General features: G+C 60.5%; 17 protein-coding genes and 2 pseudogenes. 15 read left to right on the top strand and 4 right to left on the bottom strand.

Features of this window, described 5'->3' with window-relative positions:
• Window positions 1-2 precede the first annotated feature (2 nt).
• Window positions 3-2,795 carry an ATP-binding protein gene (locus ACELLULO517_RS20775; protein WP_227309333.1) on the top strand — a complete coding sequence of 931 codons (2,793 nt, stop codon included), beginning with the start codon at window positions 3-5 and terminating at the stop codon, window positions 2,793-2,795.
• On the opposite strand, the gene ACELLULO517_RS20770 is transcribed toward ACELLULO517_RS20775, so the two are convergent.
• Window positions 2,792-3,277 carry a type 1 glutamine amidotransferase family protein gene (locus ACELLULO517_RS20770; RefSeq protein ID WP_227309332.1) on the bottom strand — a complete coding sequence of 162 codons (486 nt, stop codon included), beginning with the start codon at window positions 3,275-3,277 and terminating at the stop codon, window positions 2,792-2,794. The genes ACELLULO517_RS20775 and ACELLULO517_RS20770 overlap by 4 nt on opposite strands.
• A gap of 322 nt (window positions 3,278-3,599) precedes the next feature.
• Here ACELLULO517_RS20770 and ACELLULO517_RS20765 point away from each other — a divergent pair, with 322 nt between their 5' ends.
• From ACELLULO517_RS20765 to ACELLULO517_RS20750, 4 genes and pseudogenes are all read left to right on the top strand, one after another.
• Window positions 3,600-4,166: a helix-turn-helix domain-containing protein gene (locus ACELLULO517_RS20765; RefSeq protein ID WP_227309331.1), complete on the top strand. Its 567-nt coding sequence runs from the start codon at window positions 3,600-3,602 to the stop codon at window positions 4,164-4,166.
• 25 nt (window positions 4,167-4,191) lie between these two features.
• Window positions 4,192-4,875: an alpha/beta fold hydrolase gene (locus ACELLULO517_RS20760; RefSeq protein ID WP_227309330.1), complete on the top strand. Its 684-nt coding sequence runs from the start codon at window positions 4,192-4,194 to the stop codon at window positions 4,873-4,875.
• Window positions 4,876-4,947: 72 nt separating this feature from the next.
• Window positions 4,948-6,318 (top strand): carbohydrate porin, encoded by a 1,371-nt coding sequence (locus tag ACELLULO517_RS20755; RefSeq protein ID WP_227309329.1) that lies wholly within the window; start codon window positions 4,948-4,950, stop codon window positions 6,316-6,318.
• A 52-nt stretch (window positions 6,319-6,370) separates the two neighbouring features.
• A pseudogene (locus ACELLULO517_RS20750) lies at window positions 6,371-6,748 on the top strand (DDE-type integrase/transposase/recombinase); the annotation flags it as partial.
• Between the two features lie 100 nt (window positions 6,749-6,848).
• On the opposite strand, the gene ACELLULO517_RS28960 reads toward ACELLULO517_RS20750, so the two are convergent.
• Entirely contained in the window at window positions 6,849-10,550 is a 3,702-nt protein-coding gene (locus tag ACELLULO517_RS28960; RefSeq protein ID WP_227309328.1) for a Hint domain-containing protein, read from the bottom strand.
• 1,407 nt (window positions 10,551-11,957) lie between these two features.
• Here ACELLULO517_RS28960 and ACELLULO517_RS20740 point away from each other — a divergent pair.
• Both ACELLULO517_RS20740 and ACELLULO517_RS20735 read left to right on the top strand, forming a co-directional pair.
• Window positions 11,958-13,157 carry a Hint domain-containing protein gene (locus tag ACELLULO517_RS20740; RefSeq protein WP_227309327.1) on the top strand — a complete coding sequence of 400 codons (1,200 nt, stop codon included), beginning with the start codon at window positions 11,958-11,960 and terminating at the stop codon, window positions 13,155-13,157.
• Window positions 13,158-13,213: 56 nt separating this feature from the next.
• Window positions 13,214-14,029 (top strand): sulfotransferase family protein, encoded by an 816-nt coding sequence (locus tag ACELLULO517_RS20735; RefSeq protein ID WP_227309326.1) that lies wholly within the window; start codon window positions 13,214-13,216, stop codon window positions 14,027-14,029.
• Between the two features lie 69 nt (window positions 14,030-14,098).
• On the opposite strand, the pseudogene ACELLULO517_RS20730 reads toward ACELLULO517_RS20735, so the two are convergent.
• Window positions 14,099-14,581 (bottom strand): annotated as a pseudogene (locus ACELLULO517_RS20730) (transposase); the annotation flags it as partial.
• Window positions 14,582-14,639: 58 nt separating this feature from the next.
• Here ACELLULO517_RS20730 and ACELLULO517_RS28735 point away from each other — a divergent pair.
• The 8 genes from ACELLULO517_RS28735 to ACELLULO517_RS20695 all read left to right on the top strand — a co-directional run bounded on the left by ACELLULO517_RS28735 (window position 14,640) and on the right by ACELLULO517_RS20695 (window position 22,479).
• Window positions 14,640-14,765 carry a hypothetical protein gene (locus tag ACELLULO517_RS28735; RefSeq protein ID WP_264481588.1) on the top strand — a complete coding sequence of 42 codons (126 nt, stop codon included), beginning with the start codon at window positions 14,640-14,642 and terminating at the stop codon, window positions 14,763-14,765.
• A 102-nt stretch (window positions 14,766-14,867) separates the two neighbouring features.
• On the top strand, window positions 14,868-16,109 hold the full coding sequence (locus ACELLULO517_RS20725) for an aminotransferase class III-fold pyridoxal phosphate-dependent enzyme (RefSeq protein ID WP_227309325.1): 1,242 nt from the start codon (window positions 14,868-14,870) through the stop codon (window positions 16,107-16,109).
• A 45-nt stretch (window positions 16,110-16,154) separates the two neighbouring features.
• Entirely contained in the window at window positions 16,155-17,768 is a 1,614-nt protein-coding gene (locus ACELLULO517_RS20720; RefSeq protein WP_227309324.1) for an ABC transporter substrate-binding protein, read from the top strand.
• 13 nt (window positions 17,769-17,781) lie between these two features.
• Window positions 17,782-18,798 (top strand): ABC transporter permease, encoded by a 1,017-nt coding sequence (locus ACELLULO517_RS20715; protein WP_227309323.1) that lies wholly within the window; start codon window positions 17,782-17,784, stop codon window positions 18,796-18,798.
• Between the two features lie 5 nt (window positions 18,799-18,803).
• Entirely contained in the window at window positions 18,804-19,682 is an 879-nt protein-coding gene (locus tag ACELLULO517_RS20710; protein WP_227309322.1) for an ABC transporter permease, read from the top strand.
• A complete protein-coding gene (locus ACELLULO517_RS20705; protein WP_227309321.1) occupies window positions 19,679-20,686 on the top strand; it encodes an ABC transporter ATP-binding protein in 1,008 nt (335 codons plus the stop codon). The genes ACELLULO517_RS20710 and ACELLULO517_RS20705 overlap by 4 nt, the downstream gene beginning before the upstream one ends.
• Window positions 20,673-21,689, top strand: a complete 1,017-nt coding sequence (locus ACELLULO517_RS20700) for an ABC transporter ATP-binding protein (protein ID WP_227309320.1) — start codon at window positions 20,673-20,675, stop codon at window positions 21,687-21,689. Before ACELLULO517_RS20705 ends, ACELLULO517_RS20700 begins: the two co-directional genes overlap by 14 nt.
• Before the next feature lie 64 nt (window positions 21,690-21,753).
• A complete protein-coding gene (locus ACELLULO517_RS20695; protein WP_227309319.1) occupies window positions 21,754-22,479 on the top strand; it encodes a helix-turn-helix transcriptional regulator in 726 nt (241 codons plus the stop codon).
• A 10-nt stretch (window positions 22,480-22,489) separates the two neighbouring features.
• Here the strand turns inward: ACELLULO517_RS20695 and ACELLULO517_RS20690 are convergent, their stop codons facing one another.
• On the bottom strand, window positions 22,490-22,669 hold the full coding sequence (locus tag ACELLULO517_RS20690) for an FCD domain-containing protein (protein ID WP_227309318.1): 180 nt from the start codon (window positions 22,667-22,669) through the stop codon (window positions 22,490-22,492).
• Between the last annotated feature and the right edge of the window lie 206 nt (window positions 22,670-22,875).

Genomic DNA, 22,875 nt, shown 5'->3' with positions numbered 1-22,875 from the left:
GCGTGATCGCCGAAAGCGCGGTGCAGCGGATCCATCGCTTCGACGATTTCATCTTTGACGGCAAGCAGCGGACCTTGACCAAGGATGGCGCGCCGGTTCGCCTGGGCAGCCGCGCGCTGTCGTTGCTGGATATGCTGTTGCAGCGCCCGGGGCAGGTCGTTGGCAAGCGCGATATCTTCAGCCAGGTCTGGCCTGGGGTTCGGGTCGATGACGCTAATCTGCGCGTGCATGTGGCAGCCCTCCGCCGTGCCCTGGGGGATGACACCGCAAATCCTAAGCGCCTGCATACGGTGCCGGGCCTCGGCTATCGCTTCGTGGTTGATGAAGGGCCGCAGCCGGGACCGGGCAGTGCGTCCGATCACGCTGGCATGGCGGCCGGGGACATCATAGGCCGCAGCCAGGATATCCACGACATCGCGCAGCGTCTGGCCCGCCAGCGCTTCGTCACCATCACCGGCCCCGGCGGGATGGGCAAGACAACGGTTGCGCGCGCATTGGCCAGGACCCATGCGACAGGGGAGGATGGTACAGCCTATATCCTGGAACTGGCCGGGTTGAGTGAGCCGGAGCTTATCACGCCGATGCTGGCCTCCCTCCTCAACCTTCAGCTGGCGACGCCGTCATTGGCAGCCCTGGTGCTCGCTCTCAAACACCGTCGTCTTTTGATTGTCTTCGATAATTGCGAGCATCTCATCGATGGGGCTGCCACGGTCGCGGAAGCGCTCATCGCCGGGACGGAGGTTATCCAGATCCTCGCGACCAGTCGCGAACCCTTGCGGGCCGAGGGCGAATGGATCTATCGCTTGCCGTCGCTTGCCGTGCCGGGGACGGAAATCCCATCGGCGGCGGCCGCCCTGTCCTATTCGGCGGTCGCGCTTTTCATCCGCCGATCCATGGCCAGTGACGATCGCTTCGTCTTCACGAAAGATGAGCTGCCGGCGGTCATACAGATCTGCCGGCAATTGGACGGCATGCCGCTTGCGCTTGAGCTGGCAGCCGCCCGCGTTGTGTCGTTTCCGGTGAAAGAACTGGCGGCCCTTCTCGACAATCGGTTCGAAGTCCTGACGCGCGGTCGGCGCTCTGCCCGGCCGCGTCACCAGACCCTGCGCGCCACGATGGATTGGAGCTACGATCTGCTGTCGGATGTCGAGCGCATCGTGCTGCGCAGATTGGCGGTCTTCAGGGGAGAGTTTTCGCTTGCCGCGGCCCTGCGCGTGGTGATCTCCAACGACGTGCATCGCGCGGCCGCGCTCGACAGTCTTGCCGGGCTTGTTGCCAAGTCCCTGGCCGTCACGGGCAGCCGGTCGGGTAGCGTCACCTATCGCTTGCTTGAGACGACGCGCGCCTATGCGTCCGAGAAGCTGGCGCGGGTGGCGGAAACCGGTCTCGCAAACCAACGCTTCGCCGAAGCGGTGCAGGAGGTGGTCTGGGAGGCCGAGACGGATTGGCCTCTGTTCGACACGCCCACCTGGCTCGACAAATATGCCTGGCGATTGGAGAATTTGCGGGCCGCGATTGACTGGGCCTTGTCGCCGCAAGGCGATGGACAGCAGGCGGTCGCCCTTGTGGTCGGGTCCGCGCCGATCTGGTTTGCACTGTCATTGGTCAGCGATTATTGCGTGCTGATCGAACGGGCGCTGATGCATCCCACGGCCGGCAGGATGGACCGGACGCTGCGCTTGCGGCTTGAAGTCCTGCACGCGTCTGCCCTGTTCAGCACCAAGGGTCCTGTGCCGGAAGTCGCCGTCATCGCGCAGCGCGCCCTGACCGAGGCGCGGGCGCTGGGTGATACGGAGTCCGAGGTGCGCGCGTTATACCGGCTGGCACGCGAAACCTATGCCCGTGGCGAATACGCGAAGGCTGTCGATTTCACGCGCCAATTCGGCGCGGCCGTGGAGCGCCTGGGCGATCCGGCTTTGCGTCTCATCTACAATCGCATGCTGTCGCTGGGCCTGCATGCGATCGGCGACCATCGCGGCGCGCAGGACAATGCGGAGCGCGTTTTGTCGGACGCGACCCCGGTCGGACGGAGCATGAATAAAGGGCTTTACGAATACGACCATCAGGTCGCGATCCGCGCTCATTTCGCGAGAATTCTGTGGGTGCGCGGCTTCGCGGATCGCGCAGCCTTGCTGGCGGAAGAAGGCGTGGTGCGGGCGCTTGAGACCATGACCGCTGCGCCGCTCTGCTCCGTGCTCAGCAATTCGGCCTGCGTGATCGCTTTCTGGTCGGGCGATACGGCCGCGCAGGATCGCTATGTCACCTTGCTTGAGACGCATGCTGAAACGATTCTTTCAGACTATTGGCGGGCTTTCGCGCAAGCCTATCGCGCTGCGATCGACCTTCGGAGCGAGACCGACCCGGAAACCCGGTCCGTTCTCCTCGGCCGCATTCGTGGTGGTAGCATCAACGCATTCTACGTCGATACCATCGCGACCATCGGCTTGACCTTATCGACGGAGGCTGGCTTTAGCCGGGCCGATAAGGGGCAAGCGCCTTGGAGCGCGCCTGAGACAATCCGCGCGTATGGCGCCGCTTTGCTTGAGCGAGACAGCGAACCGGCGCTCGCGCGGGCCGAGGCGCTGTTCGATAGGGCGCGCGGGATGGCGGCTGCCCAAGGCGCGCTGGCCTGGGAATTGCGGGCGGCCATTGATCTGGCAAAACTATGGGCGGCACGCGGAGATGGCGTCCGGGCGCGCATGATGCTGGACGAGGTCTATGGTCGTTTCACGGAGGGTTTCGAAACCCAGGACCTGCGGCTGGCGTCCGCACTGCTCAAGACTTGGCGCCCCTAGCCCGGCCCATCGGCTTCGAGCAAGGCCAGTATCGCAAGGGCTAAGGCCAGCGGATCCAATACCGGGGAGGTGCCAGTCAACAGGTGAGCGGGTGTCGGCGCAACCAAGCTGTCGAACCCCGCGCTATGCAGGAGTACCACCGGTCTTCCCGCGGTGAGCAGGGCCTGCAGCACGGGCATGAGGCCGGCGTTTTCGCCAGATCCCGACAGGCCGACGCAAAAAGCGGCGGCGAAATCATCCGCGAAAAGCTCGTCGAACCGCAGGCTGTCGGAGAAAAGCTCTCGCGCGGCGCGATCCTGCACATAGCGCTCCAGAAATGGCCCTGTCGCCTCATCCGTCTTCATGGCGCGCGGCGGGCTCAGCGCCACATCGGCAATTGACGCGACGACAACCTCAGCCCCCCAATCCCGAAAGAGATAATAGGGCGCGATGATAAGGCTGAGGTCCTGCGCCGGATGAGACAAGGCGGCAGGGTCAGCCATGACGGCCATCAGAATCCGGGCCCGACAAGGCGCAGCATCGCTGGTCTTCATCGACAGGGTCGTGCGGCGAGAGACAATACCCCTGCCAGCCCAGCACAGATGGTCGTTTGCATCGGCCCTCTCGAACGCGTTCAGCCAGGCTAGCAGGACTCGCTCGTCCAGGCTTGGACGGGGCTTGCGGATTTGAACAATCATGCTGGGACGCTGCGCGCTCGGCCGTAAACGGGCCTTTTACGACTCTTTATTCACGTAAAGAATTCGCCGCTGGCACTCTCCCTTGCGGTGCGGTGATCGTGAGACCGGCACCGATGGTAATCGGGTGGTGAGCGACTTGGAATATCTTCCAGTATCGATAGGTCCCAGCCTGACGCCGGTCGATGCGCTCGTTCAGCTTTTCGAGCAGACCCTTCGTGGTGCGAAGGCATCGCCGGACCGTATCGACGTGATCCTGCAGGAAGCGACGGCTGCCATATCCGCGTTGCGCCGCGAAGTCACGCTGCGTCGGAAAGCGCAGCCGATCGCGCTGCTGCCTTGGCAGATGCGCAAGGTGCGCGACTTCGTGGAAGACAACCTGCACGCCGCTTTGCCGGTTGACAGCATGGCAGACGCCGTCCGGCTAAGTCGCGGTCATTTTTCGCGCGCCTTTACGGCCAGTTTCGGCTGCCCACCGCATGCCTATCTTCAGCAACGTCGGTTGGAGCGGGCGAAGACGCTTATTCGTACGACGGAAGAGTCGCTCGCGATCATCGCGACGGCCTGTGGGTTTTCGGACCAGTCGCATCTCAGCCGATTGTTTCGCCGCTGTCTGGGTGAAACCCCGAGCGATTGGCGCCGACGACAATCGATCCCGCTTTTTCCGCCGAACCGCCTGACCAGGCCATTGGCTTGAGCTTGAATACAGAACTGGAAAAAATATGAGTGTTTGCGCGAATGTCATCCTTGTTCACGGGGCCTGGGCCGATGGGTCCAGCTGGTCAAAAGTCATTCCGCTTTTGGCGCAGAAGGGCTTAAACGTTTCAGCAGTTCAGCTTCCGTTGTCTTCACTGGTCGATGATGTGGCAACCGTAGAGCGCGCGCTCGCATTGGTGGAAGGGCCGACCCTGCTGGTCGGTCATTCCTATGGCGGTTCGGTGATCAGCGAAGCCGGCCTGGACGCAAAGGTCGCTGGTCTGGTCTATGTCGCGGCATTCGCGCCCGACGAAGGCCAGTCCGCGGGCTCGCTCGGGGCTTCGGCCGCGCCCACACCTTTGGGCGCCTGCCTGGTGCCGGACGCGCATGGCTATCTCAAAATTACCCAAGAGGGTGTCTTCAAGTATTTCGCGCAGGATCTGACCGACGCCGAAAAGCTGGTTCTGTATGCGACGCAGACACCGGCCAATGTTCAGTCTCTCGGCGGCAATATTTCCGCGCCGGCTTGGAAGATCAAACCATCATGGTATATCGTCGCGTCAGAGGATGGCGCCATTCAGCCCTCGCTGGAAAGAGCCATGGCGGAGACAATCGGTGCTGAGACGACCGAGATTTCAGCGAGCCATGTGGTGATGCTGTCACATCCCGAGAGCGTCGCGGCCGTCATACTGAAGGCAGCGATGGGGTAGTTGACCGGGCAGCGTCACCGTCCTTATCAATCTGATGTGTATTATGCCGATGAAGACGGTGGAGTTGAGAGAATGGTCAAGCGCACAGGCTGGCTCGCGGGCGGGCTGCTTTCCACATTGACCGGTCTCGCTCTTCTGCCGGCCTGCGCTTTCGCGCAATCCGCGCAGGCGCCGCAATCCACTCCTGCGGACAGCTTCGCCAATCCGGAACATCTCTTCGGCGATTGGGGCGGCGTCCGTACCGATCTTGGCCGTCTCGGCATCAACCTGCTGCTTGACTATACGTCGGAGAGCGCCGGCAATGTTGCGGGCGGGACCAGGCGGGCGCTGGATTACGCGGATCAGCGCGCGCTGGAGCTTGACATCGATTGGCAAAAGCTGGCCGGCATTCAAGGTTTTTCGACCCATATGGTCATCGTCAATCGGGCCGGGAATAATACAAGCGCCGCCTTTGGCGACAATCTGATGCCGGTGCAGGAAATCTACGGCGCCGGCGGCAATGTCGCCTTCCACCTCGTCTATATCTATGGTGAGGAAGCCTTGCTGAATGGCCGCCTGGATATTGCCGGTGGCTATTTTCCGGTGGGGAATGACTTCGCAGCTTCCCCGCTCAATTGCAATTTCATGAATAACGGCCTTTGCGGCAACCCCAAGGAATTGTCCGGCGGTAATGACGGCTTCTCCGCCTGGCCGGATGCGACGCTCGGCGGCCGCCTGCGGGTGAAGCCGACCACCGATACCTATATTCAGGCCGGGGCCTTCGGCGTCGATCCCTACCTTTATAGCGTGCCGCAGGATCGCACCGGTTGGCAGATCGACGCCAGCCAATATAACGGCGTCGAAGTGCCGGTGGAGGCGGCGTGGGAGCCGAGTTTCGGGCCTGACCACCTCATCGGCCATTACAAGCTCGGCTTCGGCTATAACAGCGCGCCCTATGCCGCCTTCGAGAGCGACACGCCGGGCACGGCCGGGCCCGAGAAGCGCAATCGCTGGCAGTTCTGGGCGCTGGCCGATCAGATGCTGATCCGTCAAGGCGAGGGCGACCAGGCCGGGCTGATCGGCTTGGCCGGCTATATGCACAGCAATCCGGATACGCTCATTTATCAGGACGAGGCCTTTGCCGGTCTGGTCGATCAGGGTTTCTGGAAGGTCCGACCCCAGGACAGCATCGGCCTGCTGTTCATCTACCAAAAGGTGAGCGGTCAATTGACCAGCGCCGAGCGGCTGGATCAGGCATTCGGCCTGCCTTATACTAACAGCGACACCGGCGTGACGGCCACGGGGGTTCAGACCAACGAGGAAATCCTAGAAGCCAATTACGACATTCACGTCTATCGCGGCGTCAATCTGATGCCGGATTTCCAATATGTCATTCACCCGAATGCGCAGACCGATATTCCGAACGCCGTCGTGCTCGGCCTCAAGGCGCATGTCGAGTTCTGAATCAGGCGAGCATCTTCACACAGCCAGATGATTCCATCTGACTGTGATCTGCTCTAAGTGGAAGCGCCGGGCGTCAGTCCAGGACATTCCGACCGGCCCGAAGAATGCCAGATCGACGGTGCTGTCGGTCGAGGAAGAGGCAATCATCGTTGCTTTTCAACTGCCGGAGTTCGAGGGTGAGACGTCAGCCAAACACAAATTGAAGAGCTATCCGATCGGCTAGTTTCATAGCGACATTGCCGAAGTCCGGACAGCGCAGGGCAAGCTCTACTTTCTCGTCGTAATCGATCGAATATCGAAATTCGTTTTCGTGGAAATGCATGAGAAGGTCGCACGCAGCACCGCTGCTGACTTCCTGCGCCATCTCGTCGCCGCTGTGCCATACAAGATTTACACCGTCCTCACCGATAACGGCACCCATTTTACCTCGCCGGGTTACACCGCATCGGCAGCGCCTCTCATCAAGGCAGCGATCGAGGTTAGAGAGCGCTTCGGGGCGCACGCGTTTGAATATGCATGCTTGACCGGTCCTACGCGGCGATCTCTCTTTTTTTGAAAAGGGCCTCGGCATGCGCCATGAGGCGAATCCTTGTGTTGGCCGGCACCTGCCGATGGGACTGCGCCCGCGGACGAGCCATCTCGGCGATCGGTGCCTGACCATATAGCGCCTCATGTTCAGACCAATTGTCGAACGCCATGCGGTGGACGTTGTCCACGAAGCTCTCCGCCGCGGTTCCTTCCGCCAGGATCAGCGCATGCTCCGCCAGCTCGACGTGATAATAGACGAAGGTTTCGGGGACCTGGCTCTCGCGGGTAATCGAAACGCCGTTCACCAGCGCTCCGGCCTGGATCAGGATGTCATCGACCAGCAGTCCGTGCTCAGGAGAGACCAAGAGATCGCGTCTGGGAAGGCCCTCTCCAAGTGCGCCTGCCCTGATGCGAATGGGCAAAATCCGCAGTGGATCGCCGAAACGGGTGGAGACTGTATTGCGGCCGATCCACCTCACCGCCATGGCAGGACCATCTACCGTCTGCACGGTATCGCCGATACTTAGGTCTTCTACCGCCATCTCACCATGCGGTATTCCGATCCTCGTGCCGGGATAATAGCAAACCGCGACAACGATGTTTGTTCCACTTGCACCGTCAGACGTTAGATCAAATTCGTCGCCCGTATAATTTCCAGCTAGTTGGAAATTATACGCCACACCATGTTCCGTGACCGTGAGAACGTCCGTCGTACTATTAAGGCTAGCAGATCCATTCACATCGAAAGCAACAGCCGTGAGGTCAATTCTATCACCGATAGCGAAATTGCTGAGCGTGCCTTTCAGCTCCTCCGCGTCAGCACTCTCCAGAAGAGCACTTGAACCCTCGAATAGGATCGTCTGCCCTGCGGCGATTGCGCCCGACACCGAGAGACGCGCTACCGTCGCGCCGACTCCTTCGAGGTCAATTTGCCCACTGCCCGCGACAGCTCCGGCGGTCAGGGCACTGGAGGCTGTCGGCTGATTGCCGAAGGCGGTATTGCCGATCTGGATAAAGCCGCTGTTCGTCAGGGTATCGGCAACCGTCAGCAGCGAACCCCCGGTGGAGCCGTTCTGATCGACGAGGATCGTATCGCTGTTGTCGAGACTTCCGACTGCTGCGATGGTCGCGCCACCTTCGAGATTGAGGGTGCCGGCATTGCTGGACAGGCCGGTCAAGGCGCTGTTGCTTCCGGTCGCCGTGGCATCCGCGATGAAGGCATCGGTGCCGAGCAGCACCAGCGAGGCATCGCTTTCGATCGCGCTGATTTCCCCGCCGCTGAAACTGATATCCGCATCACCGGACAGGCTGACGTCGCCTGTCAGCTCATTTACGGTGCCAAAGCCTGCGGCACTTGCCACGGTGAGCGCCGCAGAAGTCGTGGTACTGCCTTCCAGGACGATGGAGCCGGTATTGTTCAAAGCTCCTGCGGTCACGGCACTCGAGGCTGTCGGCTGATTGCCGAAGGCGGTGTTGCCGATCTGGATAAAGCCGCTGTTCGTCAGGGTGTCGGCAACCGCCAGATGCGAACCCCCCGTGGAACCTTCCTGATCGACGAGGATTGTGTTGCTGTTGTCGAGACTTCCGACTGCTGCGATGCTCGCGCCGCCTTCGAGGTTGAGAGTGCCGGCATTGCTGGACAGGCCGGTCAAGGCGCTGTTGCCTCCGGTCGCCGCGGCATCCGCGATGAAGGCATCGGCGCCGAGCAGCACCAGCGAGGCATCGCTTTCGATCGCGCTGATTTCCCCGCCGCTGAAACTAATATCCGCATCACCGGACAGGCTGACGTCGCCTGTCAGCTCACCTACGGCGCCAAAGCCTGCGGCACTTGCCACGGTGAGCGCCGCAGAAGTCGTGGTACTGCCTTCCAGGACGATGGAGCCGGTATTGTTCAAAGCTCCTGCGGTCACGGCACTCGAGGCCGTCGGCTGATTGCCGAAGGCGGTGTTGCCGATCTGGATAAGGCCGCTGTTCGTCAGGGTATCGCCAACCGCCAGATGCGAACCCCCGGTGGAACCTTCCTGATCGACGAGGATCGTGTCGCTGTTGTCGAGATTTCCGAGTGCTGCGATGCTCGCACCACCTTCGAGATTGAGAGTGCCGGCATTGCTGGACAGGCCGGTTAAGGCGCTGTTGCCTCCGCTCGCCTGACCATTCTCGATGAAGGCATCCTCGATGAAGGCATCGGCGCCGAGCAGCACCAACGAGGCACCGCTCTCGATCGCGCTGATTTCCCCGCCGCTGAAACTAATATCGGCATCACCGGACAGGCTGACGTCGCCTGTCAGCTCACCCACGGTGCCAAAGCCGGCGACACTTGCCACGGTGAGCGCCGCTGACGTCGTGGTACTGCCTTCGAGGACGAGGGACCCGGTATTGTCCAAAGCCCCCGCCCTCACGGCACTCGAGGCTGTCGGCTGATTGCCGAAGGCGGTATTGCCGATCTGGATAAAGCCGCTATTCGTCAGGGTATCGGCAACCGCCAGATGCGAACCCCCGGTGGAACCTTCCTGATCGACGAGGATCGTGTCGCTGTTGTCGAGACTTCCGACTGCTGCAATGGTCGCGCCACCTTCGAGATTGAGGGTGCCGGCATTGCTGGACAGGCCGGTCAAGGCGCTGTTGCCCCCGGTCGCTGTGGCATCCTCGATGAAGGCATCGGCGCCGAGCAGTACCAGCGAGGCATCGCTCTCGATCGCGCTGATCTCGCCGCTGTTGAAACTGATATCGGCATCGCCTGACAGGCTGACGTCGCCTGTCAGCTCACCTACCGTGCCAAAGCCTGCGGCACTTGCCACGGTGAGCGCCGCAGAAGTCGTGGTACTGCCTTCGAGGACAATGGAGCCGGTATTGTTCAAAGCCCCTGCGGTCACGGCACTGGAGGCTGTCGGCTGATTGCCGAAGACGGTATTGCCGATCTGGATAAAGCCGCTGTTCGTCAAGGTAGCGGCAACCGTGAGCAGCGAACCCCCGGTGGAATCGTTCTGATCGACGTCGATCACGCCGGTATTGTCGAGACTTCCGACCGCTGCGATGGTCGCGCCACCTTCGAGATTGAGGGTGCCGGCATTGCTGGACAGGCCGGTCAAGGCGCTGTTGCCTCCGGTCGCAGCGGCATCTGCGATGAAGGCATCGGCGCCGACCAGCACCAGCGAGGCATCGCTTTCGATCGCGCTGATCTCGCCGCTGTTGAAACTAATATCGGAATCACCGGACAGGCTGACGTCGCCTGTCAGCTCACCCACGGTGCCAAAGCCGGCGACACTTGCCACGGTGAGCGCCGCTGAAGTCGTGGCGCTGCCTTCGAGGATGATGGACCCGGTATTGTCCAAAGCTCCGGCGCTCACGGCACTCGAGGCCGTCGGCTGGTTACCGAAGGCGGTATTGCCGATCTGGATAAAGCCGCTGTTCGTCAGGGTGTCGGCAACCGTCAGATGCGAACCCCCGGTGGAACCACCAGCGTCAACCAGCAGTTGCCCGCTATTGCCGAGGTTCTGGCCGACACTGACTGATCCGCCGTCTGCAAAGATGAGAGTTCCCGGATCATCAATCTCAATTGAGCGCACAGGTGCCACGTTCGAGAGTATCTCTGGAGCCCCCTCAGAGATCGCCACGTCATCCGACGCCCCTGGAACCGTTCCGCCCGACCAATCGGCGGCGATGTCCCAGTTGTCAGTTCCGTCGGTCCACTGAGTAGTTGCCACCGTCAACCTCCGAGCTTCGCTTCGCGTTTAAGCATGTTGATAAACTGACTATGTCGTTCAGTCGTTATTCAAGCAAGCCAAATCCACCAAACCCAAAGCCGGTCTGCAATCAAATAGCTTATATTACATAAGTACTACAACATTTTGCTAATGATACGACAAGACAATTCATAAACGTTTCTGTTTCTCTGAAAAATTAAGCAAGGTGTGATGGCGTTTCCGTGAAACCCCAGTCGTTCCTGCGCGGGCAAGCGCTGATCCGAGGCGCGTCAACAGTGATGGCGCCTAACAGCGTCTGGACTTTGCGGGTCCGGTTATCCGGCTGCCGCCTAAGCTGCATACAGTCTTGGCTCATACGGGCATAGGTGATGAATAAGTCTGCAAGATCAGGCGCGTCAGTTCATCGAGCAGGTGCTTCCCCTCGGCCAGCGTCAAGCCGATCTCCTCGGCCGTGAGCCCAACAACTCGTCGTTCGAGCCTGCCGACCTCAATCGTCTCCGCCTCTCCTCAGCCGCTTTGGGCCTCGAGCTTGAGCAACCATTCCCTGCCCCCTCTCATGTCGCCGAAAGGGAGATCTTTCCGATTGGATAGCTGTCTGACCAAATTGTTTACTCCCTTTTAAAGGGGCATCTTCAACAGGGTCTAGGTCAGTTGGACTGACTCTCGCAAACTACGCAAAAAATCTAGTTCTTTAGAATTACTCTCTATAACGCAACCATCCGACTGATCCAGGTTTATTGCTAATCGGTGAAAATTCTTTTTTTGATGCATCCAAACGACGAGTCATTTCGTATGGCACAGATTTTGCCAAAAAATCGGCCTTTAGTGAATTTGCCCAGTTTTATCTACGCCTAAAGCAGGGCATATTAACTGCAGATACAAAGTCCAGTCCGGTTACACTGGAGCTTTCTTGTTGATAGCTACCCCGCAGGAGAGATCGACGCCTCGCAAAATGACTTTGCTCCCGGGATGCAGGCATCGCGGTGGTTCCAAGGATCGCCAAATTGAACAAATGCTATGTGGCTTTCAGCCCCATTCGGTTGCCGCAATCTTAATTTAATTGCTAAATATTTGATTAATCAATATAAATATTTGCAGTCGCAAAGCAGACTTTCGGCCTCGTTCCGATCGAGAGTTCATCTTACTTAATGTAGTGTCAATCGGTAAATCCGTTCTGTTTCGGCGCAAAGACACAATTCGTTACAATTGTGCAGTTTATCAAAGTGGCTTTTGACCACTTGCCTAATTGATTATTCTTATACAGTAACGCATGATAAATTAGATTAGTTTGACAGCGATATTCTATCAAATTGGCCCTTCGGATTAGCGTAATGAGGTAGATTTGGCAGGAACGGTCGATATCGGCTTTTAGTCATCATAATTGAATATTCATTTTGGGGTAATGATATGCCTTCTCTCGAAAGCGACGAAACCTTCAATTATGATGATGAGGTAACGCAGAAAGTTACGGTTACTACCACCGGGATTTATCGAATTACCGGCGTCGGCGCCCATGGCGGAGCATCATCAGAAAACGGCAATCAAGGTGGCGAAGGTGCCGAAATCGTCGGTGATTTCACGCTCAATGCGGGCGATGTTCTTGACATAACCGTTGGTGGCTCGGGCGCTGACGGATATCTTGCTGGCGGTGGCGGCGGCGCCACTGAAGTTTTCGATGCGACAACGGGCGCGATTCTTTTAATTGCCGGCGCCGGCGGCGGCGCTGGTCAGGTCGGCGCCGGAGGAAATGCCAATCTTGCTCCTGGCGGTCATGCCGGCGGCGGCGGTATCAATGCGGGTAGAGGTGGCAGTGGCTCCAAACCCGGTGCCAGCGGCGGCGGCGGCGGCGGTGGTGATGGTGGCGGTGGTGGTGGTGCCGGATTTTTCACCTATGGAGGGGGTGGGGGCGGATCATATATATCGCCAACCGCAACGAAGACCGAAGCCGTGCTTGATTCGCGTGGCAATGGCGTTGTCGTGATCGATTCAGTGCAATGTTTTCTGGAAGGCACCCACATCGCCACGCCTAGTGGAGAGCGATGTGTCGAAACGCTGCAGATCGGCGATCTCGTCACAACATCTGAGGGCGCTGAACAGCCAATCCTCTGGATAGGCCACCGCACGCTCCATGCTCACGGAAGAGAAGGGCAAGCTGGTTATTTGCTTGCCGATCCGCTGAAGATTTACCCGATTCGCGTGATGGCGGGGGCCCTCGGCGACAATCTCCCAGCGCGCGATCTCTTCGTTTCGCCCGACCATGCATTACTCATCGACGGCATTCTCATCCAAGCGGGCGCGCTTGCCAATGGTGCGACCATTCGTCGTCTCATTAACCTGCCCGAGACTTTCACCTATTATCACGTCGAGCTAGCGGACCACGGGTTGATCCTCGCTGAAGGCGTCCCAGCGGAAACCTTTGTCGATAACGTGGACCGCATGGGCTTCGACAACTGGCATGAGCATGAGGCGCTTTACCCCAATGTCGAGCCTATCCGGGAGATGGACATCCCACGAGCGCAGTCCCGCCGGCAGGTGCCGAAGCACATACTGAATCGGCTGCATCAGCGTGCCGCAACGCTCTTTCATTCGACTGCCGCCGCCGCCTAGGATTAAAAAGACTGACACTTTCCACGGGGAAAGCGTCAGTCTTTGAGGAACCGCACTTGGATAAAGGTATTCACTTCATCTCGGGGCTCCCACGTTCAGGCTCGACCCTTCTGTCGGCAGTGCTTCTACAAAATCCGATAATCCACGCAGGCATCACCAGCCCGCTTGGTTCCATGACGAATGCTATGATGCGGGAGATGGGCCAAGGGAATGAGACCGCCGTCTTCATCGACGATCGTCAGCGGGAAGCGGTATTGCGCGGTCTTTTTGATAATTACTATGAGGCGATTCACCCGCGCCAAACGGTCATCGATACCAATCGTCTTTGGTGCACCAAATTGCATATGATCGCAGGTCTTTTTCCGCAAGCCAAGGTCATCTGCTGCGTCCGCAACATCGCCTGGATCATCGATAGCGTCGAACGGCTTGTTCGCGCCAATCGATGGGAATTGTCGAAGATCTTCGATTTCGACACGGCCGGCAGCGTCTATTCTCGCGCAGAAGGTCTTGCCAGCCGCAGCGGCATGGTTGGCTATGCCTATAATGCCGTGAAAGAGGCAATGCATAGCGACGAGTCTGACCGCCTTTTGCTGCTGCGCTACGAAACGTTGACGGAAGACCCCGGCGCTGCCATTGGTGCCGTCTATGATTTCCTTGGGCTTGAGCCATTTCTGCACGACTTCGATAATATTTTCTTCGAGACGCAGGAGTTCGACGCCCGGTTGGGCACGCCGGGACTACACACCGTGGGCCGCACCGTGCGCCGCAACGAACGAACGACGGTCCTGCCGCCTGACCTATGGAATCGCTATTCCGGCGACAGCGTCTGGCTTGATCCTGTCTTCAATACGAGAGGTGTTAGGATCATCTAGGTACTATCCTACCGCGCGAGTACTATAGGAATATCAGGTACTGTCAGGTTGCCGGGGTGGGGAGGCTAAGAAGGTCTCGATGATGGCGTTGCCATAACAATGGCCTCTGCCGGACATAGAGATCAGCGCGCCATGTTTCTTGAGCTCGCTCTGATAATCAATGGAACAATATTGGCTGCCGCGATCCGAGTGACAGATCAGACCAGGATCCGGACGTCGGATGGCAAAAGCCCGGCGGGGTGCGGCCAAGGCAAGATTGCGATGCAGTCTTCCCGCCTTGGCGAAAAAAACCTTGGCCCGCTTGAGGATATCGCGTTCTTGGCGAAGGATTTCATTCTCACGGCGCAGCCGCTTCAACTCCGCCGCCGCATCCTCGCAGGGCTGCCGCCGTTTCGGATCATCTATCTCCAGATCCCGGCTGCGGGACGCCCATCGCGTCAGCGTCGACAAGCCGACGCCGAGATCATTCGCTATCTCCCGGCGCGTCTGCCCACTCGTCCGAACCAGTCGAACCGGTTCGCCCTCAAACTCCTGCGTGAACCGTTGTGCCATAGCTGGGTAACTCCTCTATGCCAGTTGGAGCTCTACACTTTTCCGAAGCAAGTCCATCATGCAGGACGGCAATCTGGTGGAGACGATCTCCGCCGCAGACCTGCGCGCCTGCCGCACCCAGCATCCTTATACGAGCGAATTGCGGGCCTTGAGCGTGGAACTGGAAGACCCCGGAGAGGTCTAGCGCCTCAGACCCTCGGCAAATCCCGATGTCTTACTTTCGGCTGATTGGCGATCCATCCCGCTCTGCCTAGGCTCCCCCGGACCAATAGGCAGTGGGAACCCCATGTCCAGCTTGACGAACTCTCGCGATTCCAGTCTTCGCGAACGCGCGCGCGCCGTCGTGCCCGGCGGCATGTGGGGCCATATGAACGCGGTCGCACTGCCCGAGGGTTATCCGCAATTCTTCGCCCGCGGCGCCGGCAGCCGGCTATGGGACGTCGACGGCCACGAATATGTGGACTTCATGTGCAGCTGGGGCCCTATTATCCTGGGCCACCACCATCCGGAAGTCGATGCTGCTGCCCGCCGCCAATGGGACCAGGGCGATTGCCTGAACGGCCCGAGCGAAGCAATGGTCGAGCTGGCCGAAACCTTTGTTGAGATCGTACCGCATGCCGATTGGGTGCAGTTCCAAAAGAACGGCACGGATGCGACGACGACGGCCGTCACCATCGCGCGCTCCGGCACCAAGCGCCGGAAAATCCTGGTCGCCAAAGGCGCTTATCATGGCGCCGTGCCCTGGTGCTCGCCCTCTCTCGTTGGTGTCACCACCGAAGACCGCGCCCATATAATCACCTACATCTATAACGACATCGCCAGCCTGGAAGCGGCGGTGATGGAGGCCGGTGACGATCTCGCCGGCATCATCGTCAGCGCCTTCCAGCACGATTACGGTCAGGACCAGCATCTGCCGACGGTTAGCTTCGCGCAGGCTGCGCGTGCGATCTGCGATAGGACGGGCGCGGCGTTGATCGTCGATGACGTCCGTGCCGGCTTCCGCCTCAGCCTCGGCGGCAGTTGGGAGACGGTCGGCGTAAAGCCCGATCTTTCGGCCTGGAGCAAGGCCATCGCCAATGGTTTCACGCTGGCGGCCGTGACCGGCAATAACCGCTTCCGCGACGCCACATCCTCGATCTTCACCACCGGCTCCTTCTGGTGCTCGGCGATGTCCATGGCGGCGGCGGTCGCAACGCTGACGGTGCTGCGGCGCGATGACGGCGTCGGCCATATGACGCGCCTGGGCCAGTCGCTGCGCGACGGGCTGGCAGGCTTGAGCCAGCAATACAGCATGCCCATCCGCCAGACGGGACCGGTGCAGATGCCGATGGTGCTGTTCGATGACGATGCAGATCACCGCAAAGGCTTTGCCTTCTGCGCCGCGGCCATCCAGCAGGGCGTCTACTTCCATCCGCTGCACAATATGTTCCTCTCGGCGGCCCATACGGCAGAGGATATCGCCCGCGCGCTTGACGCGGCGGAACACGGTTTCAAGGCGGCCCGCGCGGTCGCTCCGGCTCACGACTGACTGACGCCTAAACCCTGACCACGACGTCAACCAACGGAGTCTTTGATGATGGCGACTGGAAATATCTGGCGGCGCGGTCTGTTCTCTGCGGCCTCCCTGATGATCATGGGCGCGAGCGCCGCGCTGGCGACCGCAGGGGCGGCTCGCGCGGCCGATAGCGAGATCGTGGTCGCGCGCGCCATGGACCTCAATTCCCTCGATCCCGCCCGCGCCTATTGCGATACCTGCCAGATCTATCTGTCGGCGGTCTATGATACGCTGCTGACGCTGGCCCCCGACAACAAGACGATCGTGCCCGATTTGGCGACGAGCTGGGAGGTCAGCCCCGACGTCACGACCTTCACCTTCCATCTCAATCCGGCGGCGACCTTCTCGGACGGTACGCCCGTGACGGCGACCGACGTCCAATGGTCGCTGGAACGGTTGAAGAATATCAAGGGTGGCGCTGCCTATCTGATGGATAGCCTGAAATCCATCGACATCAAGGACCCGCATACGCTGGTCATCACCACCAAGACGCCGAATTCGGAATTTCTCGGCATTCTGTCAGCGACCTATGTCGGTATCATCAACAGCAAGCTCGCCATGGCCCATGGCGCCAATGACGCCGACACTGCATCGACGACCGACACCGCCGATACCTGGTTTCTGTCGCATTCCGCCGGCAGCGGCGCTTTTACGCTGCAGAGCTACAAGGCCGATGATGCGCTGCGGCTGAAGCGCAATGCCAGCTATTGGGGCAAGAAGGCACAGGTCAGCGGTGTCATCATCAAGCAGACCGCGGACGCGGTGACGCAGGCGCAGATGTTGCAGTCGGGCGCGGCCGATATCGCGATGCAGATCGACCCCGATACGGCCAAGACGATCCATGACGCCAACATCGTTTTCACGACCGTGCCTTCGTACAACTATGTCTATGCGGCCTTCAGCCCCATCGCCAAGGGGTCGCCGGTGCCGCTGACCCATGACGTGCGTGAGGCGATGGCGCTCGCCATCGACTATAAGGGCGCGATCGACTTCACGGTTGGCGGGGCCGGCAATCTGCAGCCTTCCGCCATCCCGAACGGCTTCCCCGGCACGGCCGATCTGCCGGCGCCGGTGACGGATGTCGCCAAGGCCAAGGCGCTGCTGGCCAAGGCCGGCTATCCGAACGGCTTCAAGATCGGCCTCGAATTCCCGGCCATGGATGTCTATGGAATCGACATTTCGCTGCTGGCCCAGAAGCTGCAGCAGGATCTGGCCAAGATCAATGTCAGCCTGGTTCTGAAGCCTGAGACCTTCAATGTCTGGGCCGGTGATATTGACAGCCCCGGCGTGCCTTTCACCATCGGCTTCTTTGCGCCTGACTACTTCGGCAGTGCGCAATATGCCCAGTATTTCGGCATGATGGCCGGCATGCCCTGGGGCAAGCGCGCTGGTGTCGGCACCACGCCGGGGCTGGATGGCGCGGCTGAACTCGCCACGTTCAACAAGGCGCTGGCCGCGGCCGGCCCGGCGCAGGAAGCTGCTTACAAGGAAATCGGCCTGCAGATGATTGCGGATAAGATCATTCTGCCGATCGTCAGTCCTGATCTCGTTCTCGCCTACGCCAAGGATATCAGCGGCATGCGCTATAGCGCCTGCTGCAACCTGCCCTTGGCCGAGATTGTGAAGCACTAAGGCGAATAGGGCGATGCTCCGGGTCATTCTCAAGCGGCTCATTCTCATGCCGTTCCTGATACTGGGCATCGTCACGGCTACCTTCGTGCTGGCGCAGTTCACCAAGGGCAATCCGCTGATTTCGATCATCGGCGCCCGGGCGCTCGACAATCCGGATATCGTGGCGGCGGCCAAGGCGCGCTGGGGCCTGGATAAATCCGTGCCGCAACGCTACCTGATCTATGTCGACAACCTTGCCCATGGTGACCTCGGCACGTCGTTCCGAACCAAGCAGCCGGTGCTTGACGATTTGGCCGACCGTCTGCCCGCGACATTGGAACTGGTCATCTGCGCGATGATCGTGGGGGCCGTCACCGGCATTCTGCTCGGCGTCATCTCCGCGCAGTTCCGCGATACGCCGGCAGACCATGCCGCACGCCTGTTCGCGCTGCTCGGCTCCTGCGTGCCGATGTTCTGGCTAGGTCTTCTGGCACTCTTCGTCTTTTCGGTGCAGACGCATCTGCTGCCCGGACCGGGTCGGCTCGACATCCGATCCGATCCGCCGAATACGGTGACCGGCTTCATGCTGATCGATACGCTGCTGGCCGGCGATTGGGATGGTTTCGTCGATGCCTTCCGCCATCTCATTCTGCCGTCGCTTGTGCTGGGTTGGTCCGTCACCGGGATTGTCGCGCGCATGGTCCGTGCCAGCATGCTGGACGTGCTGGGCCAGGATTTCGTGACCATGGCGCGTGCAAAAGGGGCAGGTGAGGGCAGGGTCCTTTTTAACCATGCTTTGCGTAATGCCTTGATCCCGGCACTGACGATCCTCGGCTTCACCTTCGCCTATCTCATCACGGGGTCGGTTCTGGTGGAGACGATCTTCTCCTGGCCCGGTATCGGCTCCTACGCGGTCGACGCCGCCCGGTCGCTGGACTACCCGGCCATTACCGGCGTCACGATCGTTGGTGGCCTGGGCTTCCTGATTGCCAATCTGCTGACGGATATCGCCTATGCGGCGGTCGATCCGCGCATGCGGTCGGCGGCCTGACCGCGATGTCCGTCCATACCATCGTCGCTGTCGGGCTGCGACGCGGGCTGTTTAGCCGTTTCGCCGGGCGCGTGAGCTGGCGCTCAGCCCCCGTCATCCTCGGCGCCGTCATCATTCTGGCCGCCATTGTCATCGCCATCACCATCCCCTGGTGGTCGCCCTATGACCCGATCGCTTTGGCCGGCCGCCGCCTGCAGCCGCCGAGCCTGGAGCATTGGTGTGGCACCGATGCGCTGGGGCGCGATGTGCTGGTTCGCACGCTGTATGGGACACGCTATTCGCTGACGATCGCGGCGCTGGTTCTGGCGGTCGGCGTCAGTATCGGCACGCTGCTGGGCGCGGTCGCCGGTTTCGTCGGCGGTCTGCTGGACAGCGCCATCATGCGCCTCGCCGATATCACCCTCTCCTTCCCGCCGATCCTGCTGGCGATGGCGATTGCCGCCTCGCTCGGGCCGGGCCTGGTCCATACGGCGGTTGCGCTGATCATCGTCTGGTGGCCGATCTATGCGCGGCTGATGCGGGCGCAGGTGCTGAACGTCAAAGGCCTGGATCATGTCGATGCCGCCGTCGTGTCCGGTGCCATGCCCGGCCGCATCCTGTTCAAGCATATCGTGCCGCTGTGCTGGAGCCCGATCCTGGTGAATATGACAATGGATGTCGGCCAGGTCATTCTGCTCGCCAGCGGTTTGAGCTTCATCGGCCTGGGCGCGCAGCCGCCGACCCCGGAATGGGGGCAGATGATCGCTGAAGGCGCCGGCAGCTTCTATTCCTGGTGGATCGCCATGGGGCCGGGCCTCGCTATTTTCCTGGTCTCCCTCTCCTTCAACTTTCTGGGTGACGGCGTGCGTGACTTCGTAGACCCCCGCTCGCGGGTTTCCACATGAGCGAGAAGCGCGACAATATCCTGGACGTGCGTGGATTGCGCATCGCGATCCCCGGCCAGGACGGCGAGCGAGTCGCGGTGTCGAATGTCGATTTCGAAGTCGCGCGCGGTGAAGTGCTGGGCCTGGTTGGCGAATCAGGCTCAGGCAAAAGCCTGTCCATGCTGGCCGTCATGGGATTGCTGCCGCACAATATGCAGGTCACGGGCTCGATCCGCTTTGACGGACAGGAATTGCTCGACCTGCCGGCGCGGCAGATGCGCAAGATCCGCGGCGGGCGTATCGCCATGGTCTTTCAGGATCCGATGACGGCGCTCAACCCTGTTCTGACGGTGGGCGCGCAAATTACCGAGGCGCTGCGGCTGCACAATCCGTCTCTGTCCCGCCGCGCGCTTCGCACCCGCGCGCTGGAATTGCTGGACCTGGTCTCGATCCCGATGCCCGAGCGTCGCTTCGACCAGTATCCGCATGAATTCTCAGGAGGCATGCGCCAGCGCGTGGTGATAGCGATCGCCGTTGCCAATGACCCCGAATTGCTGATTGCCGATGAGCCGACAACCGCGCTGGACGTCACCATCCAGGCGCAGATCGTCGAGATTTTCGACCGCCTGCGCCGCGAGAAGGGGCTGGCGATCGTGCTGATTACCCATGATCTGGGCCTAGTCGCCGGTCTCGCTGACCGGATCACGATCCTTTATTCTGGCCGGATCGCGGAACGGGGCGAGATCGAGGCGGTATTTCGCCGGCCGCGCCACCCTTATACCGCAGGGCTTCTGGCGGCGGTGCCGTCCATCGACAGCACGATCGCGCGGCTGCATGCGATCGAGGGCACGCCGCCGTCGCTCGCGGCCCGCCCCCCCGGTTGCCAGTTCCATCCCCGCTGCGCCTTCGCCTTGCCTCTCTGTGCGGAGCGTGACCCGGATTTCCAATGGTTCGGCCAATCCATGGCCGCTTGCCATCGGGCGGGGGAGGATCTGCCCATGATCGGGGGCGATGATGGACGCTGATCTCATGCAAACGGGCATCGTGAAAGCGGGCGCACCGCTGCTCAAAGTCGAGGGTGTGCGGGTCGACTTTCCGGTGACGAAAGGCCTGCTGTTTCAGCGCAAGGTCGGTAGTATCAGCGCGGTCGCCGATGTGTCCTTCGAACTCGCGGCCGGCGAAACGCTGAGCCTCGTCGGCGAATCCGGTTGCGGCAAATCGACTTTGGCGCGCGCGGTGCTGCGTTTGGGCAAGCCCAGCAGCGGGCGTATTCTGTTCAAGGGCCAGGATCTCTCGAAGCTCTCACCAGCGGAGATGCGGCCCTATCGCCAGCATCTGCAGCTCGTCTTCCAGAACCCCTATGCCTGTCTGCATCCGCGCATGACCGTGCGCGACATCATCGCCGAGCCTTTGCGGATGCTGGGGCTGGATCGGCAGGCGCAGGAGGCGCGGGTCGCGGAGGCGATGGCGAGCGTGCAGCTTCTGCCGGAACAGGCCGGGCGCTATCCTTTCGCCTTTTCGGGCGGGCAGCGCCAGCGTATCGGCATTGCGCGGGCGCTTGCGGTCAACCCCGATGTCGTGGTGCTGGACGAGCCTGTTTCGGCGCTGGACGTCTCGGTGCAGGCTGGCGTGCTCAATCTGCTCAAGGATCTGCAGAGCCGGCACGGCCTGGCCTATCTTTTCATCGCGCATAACCTCTCCGTCGTGCGGCATATCTCGGACCGTGTCGCCGTCATGTATCTCGGCAAGATCGTCGAGACCGCGCCGCGGGACAGGCTGTATCGCAAGCCGGCGCATCCCTATACCGAGGCGCTGCTCTCCGCCGCTCCGGTGCCCGACCCGGTGCGGGAGAAGCAGCGGCAGCGCATCGTGCTGCGCGGGGAAATCCCCAGCCCGTCGAACCGGCCGAGTGGCTGCGGTTTCCGCACACGCTGCCCGAAGGCGACGCAGACCTGCGCGGATATGGAGCCGCCCTTGCTGCCCATGGCCGAGGGTCATTTGGCGGCTTGCCATTACCCGACGCGGTAAAAGCGTAATTCAGTAAATTTGGTATGATACCTGCATAGCGGAATGACCACCTGGAAGGTCATCCATGCCGCAGGATCAGCGTCTGAATCCCAAGCCTCCCGATGCGCGGATCGACGAAGTTCGCCGTTTCGCGCATGAAGCGCTGCGCGCATCATGCTCGATCTTCTATTGGATCGACAATCGGCAGGAGATGCAGGACGTCGAACACTACGGATATACAGGCGCGAATTTCCCCCAATACCAGGGCGGCATGAAGGCGTTTGACCCGCTCAACATTGCCCGGCTGGTCAATTCCGGCAAACGCGTCGCGACGCTGAGGCAGGATCACGTTCTGGCGTCACCCGCCGAATTCGCCCATTACAGAACCTATCTTGAGGCAAGCCGCATTTCCGACGTATTGGACTTCATGTTCTGGAACGGGGATCGCCCCTTCGCGGGTCTCGGTGTTCTCAAGTCTCCGGAAGACCCGCCCTTCTGTGCCGATTCGCTCGGTTTCGCGGAAGCGATGCAGCCCTACATCGAATTCAATCTCGCCGCCCACCCCCGGCTGCGCAGCCAGAGGTTGACGGCGCATCTCAGCGGATCCTTCAAATTCACGCGGCGTGAAATTGAAGTGACCGGTCTTCTGCGCGCAGGCTGCACCAATCACGATGTCTCCGACGAACTCGGTATTTCGCTCGGCACGGTCAAAACCCATGTCATGCGGATTTTCGATAAGCTCGGCGTCGAGAATCGTGCGTCACTGGTGGCGCGTGTCATTCAGATGGAAGGCGAAATCGTCTTTTCCTGAGGGGCAGCGATCAGCACGCTTCGACAATGCTCAGCGTGTTTTGCAGTGACGTATCGAGATGGTCGCGCATGGCCGCGACCGCAGCCTTGGCATCGTGTTCGCTGAGTGCACGCGCAATCGCGCGATGCTGCGTTATCGTGACCTCACCCCAGCCAGGATGCGGGATAGACAGATAGCGCCCGCGGTCCATTTGCCCTAAGAGTGCCGTTCAAAACCGTTGTATACGATGGCGTCAATAGCGTCCTCATGAGCCTTAAGCTCAGCCCCCAAAGCCGTCAAAGACGGTGCAGCCCATGTCCAGGTAACCGACGCGTGGCGATTGAAGCGGTATTGCGTCACCTCGGGATGTTGCCTTAGCCCGACCTCAGGGCCTACTCACCCCTTCACTTGAAAAGA

Source organism: Acidisoma cellulosilyticum, from assembly GCF_020621385.1.
Taxonomy (GTDB): Bacteria; Pseudomonadota; Alphaproteobacteria; order Acetobacterales; family Acetobacteraceae; genus Acidisoma; species Acidisoma cellulosilyticum.
Note: the sequence above shows the minus strand (reverse complement) of the source record. Positions and strands in the feature narration are given on the sequence as shown.

What these genes read in the sequence shown, in the direction of transcription:
- ACELLULO517_RS20770 (WP_227309332.1), bottom strand. Translation starts at nt 3,277, where the DNA reads ATGGCTGACCCTGCCGCCTTGTCTCATCCGGCGCAGGACCTCAGCCTT.
- ACELLULO517_RS20760 (WP_227309330.1), top strand. Translation starts at nt 4,192, where the DNA reads ATGAGTGTTTGCGCGAATGTCATCCTTGTTCACGGGGCCTGGGCCGAT.
- ACELLULO517_RS20755 (WP_227309329.1), top strand. Translation starts at nt 4,948, where the DNA reads ATGGTCAAGCGCACAGGCTGGCTCGCGGGCGGGCTGCTTTCCACATTG.
- ACELLULO517_RS20740 (WP_227309327.1), top strand. Translation starts at nt 11,958, where the DNA reads ATGCCTTCTCTCGAAAGCGACGAAACCTTCAATTATGATGATGAGGTA.
- ACELLULO517_RS28735 (WP_264481588.1), top strand. Translation starts at nt 14,640, where the DNA reads ATGCAGGACGGCAATCTGGTGGAGACGATCTCCGCCGCAGACCTGCGC.
- ACELLULO517_RS20725 (WP_227309325.1), top strand. Translation starts at nt 14,868, where the DNA reads ATGTCCAGCTTGACGAACTCTCGCGATTCCAGTCTTCGCGAACGCGCG.
- ACELLULO517_RS20720 (WP_227309324.1), top strand. Translation starts at nt 16,155, where the DNA reads ATGATGGCGACTGGAAATATCTGGCGGCGCGGTCTGTTCTCTGCGGCC.
- ACELLULO517_RS20715 (WP_227309323.1), top strand. Translation starts at nt 17,782, where the DNA reads ATGCTCCGGGTCATTCTCAAGCGGCTCATTCTCATGCCGTTCCTGATA.
- ACELLULO517_RS20710 (WP_227309322.1), top strand. Translation starts at nt 18,804, where the DNA reads ATGTCCGTCCATACCATCGTCGCTGTCGGGCTGCGACGCGGGCTGTTT.
- ACELLULO517_RS20705 (WP_227309321.1), top strand. Translation starts at nt 19,679, where the DNA reads ATGAGCGAGAAGCGCGACAATATCCTGGACGTGCGTGGATTGCGCATC.
- ACELLULO517_RS20700 (WP_227309320.1), top strand. Translation starts at nt 20,673, where the DNA reads ATGATGGACGCTGATCTCATGCAAACGGGCATCGTGAAAGCGGGCGCA.
- ACELLULO517_RS20695 (WP_227309319.1), top strand. Translation starts at nt 21,754, where the DNA reads ATGCCGCAGGATCAGCGTCTGAATCCCAAGCCTCCCGATGCGCGGATC.
- ACELLULO517_RS20690 (WP_227309318.1), bottom strand. Translation starts at nt 22,669, where the DNA reads ATGGACCGCGGGCGCTATCTGTCTATCCCGCATCCTGGCTGGGGTGAG.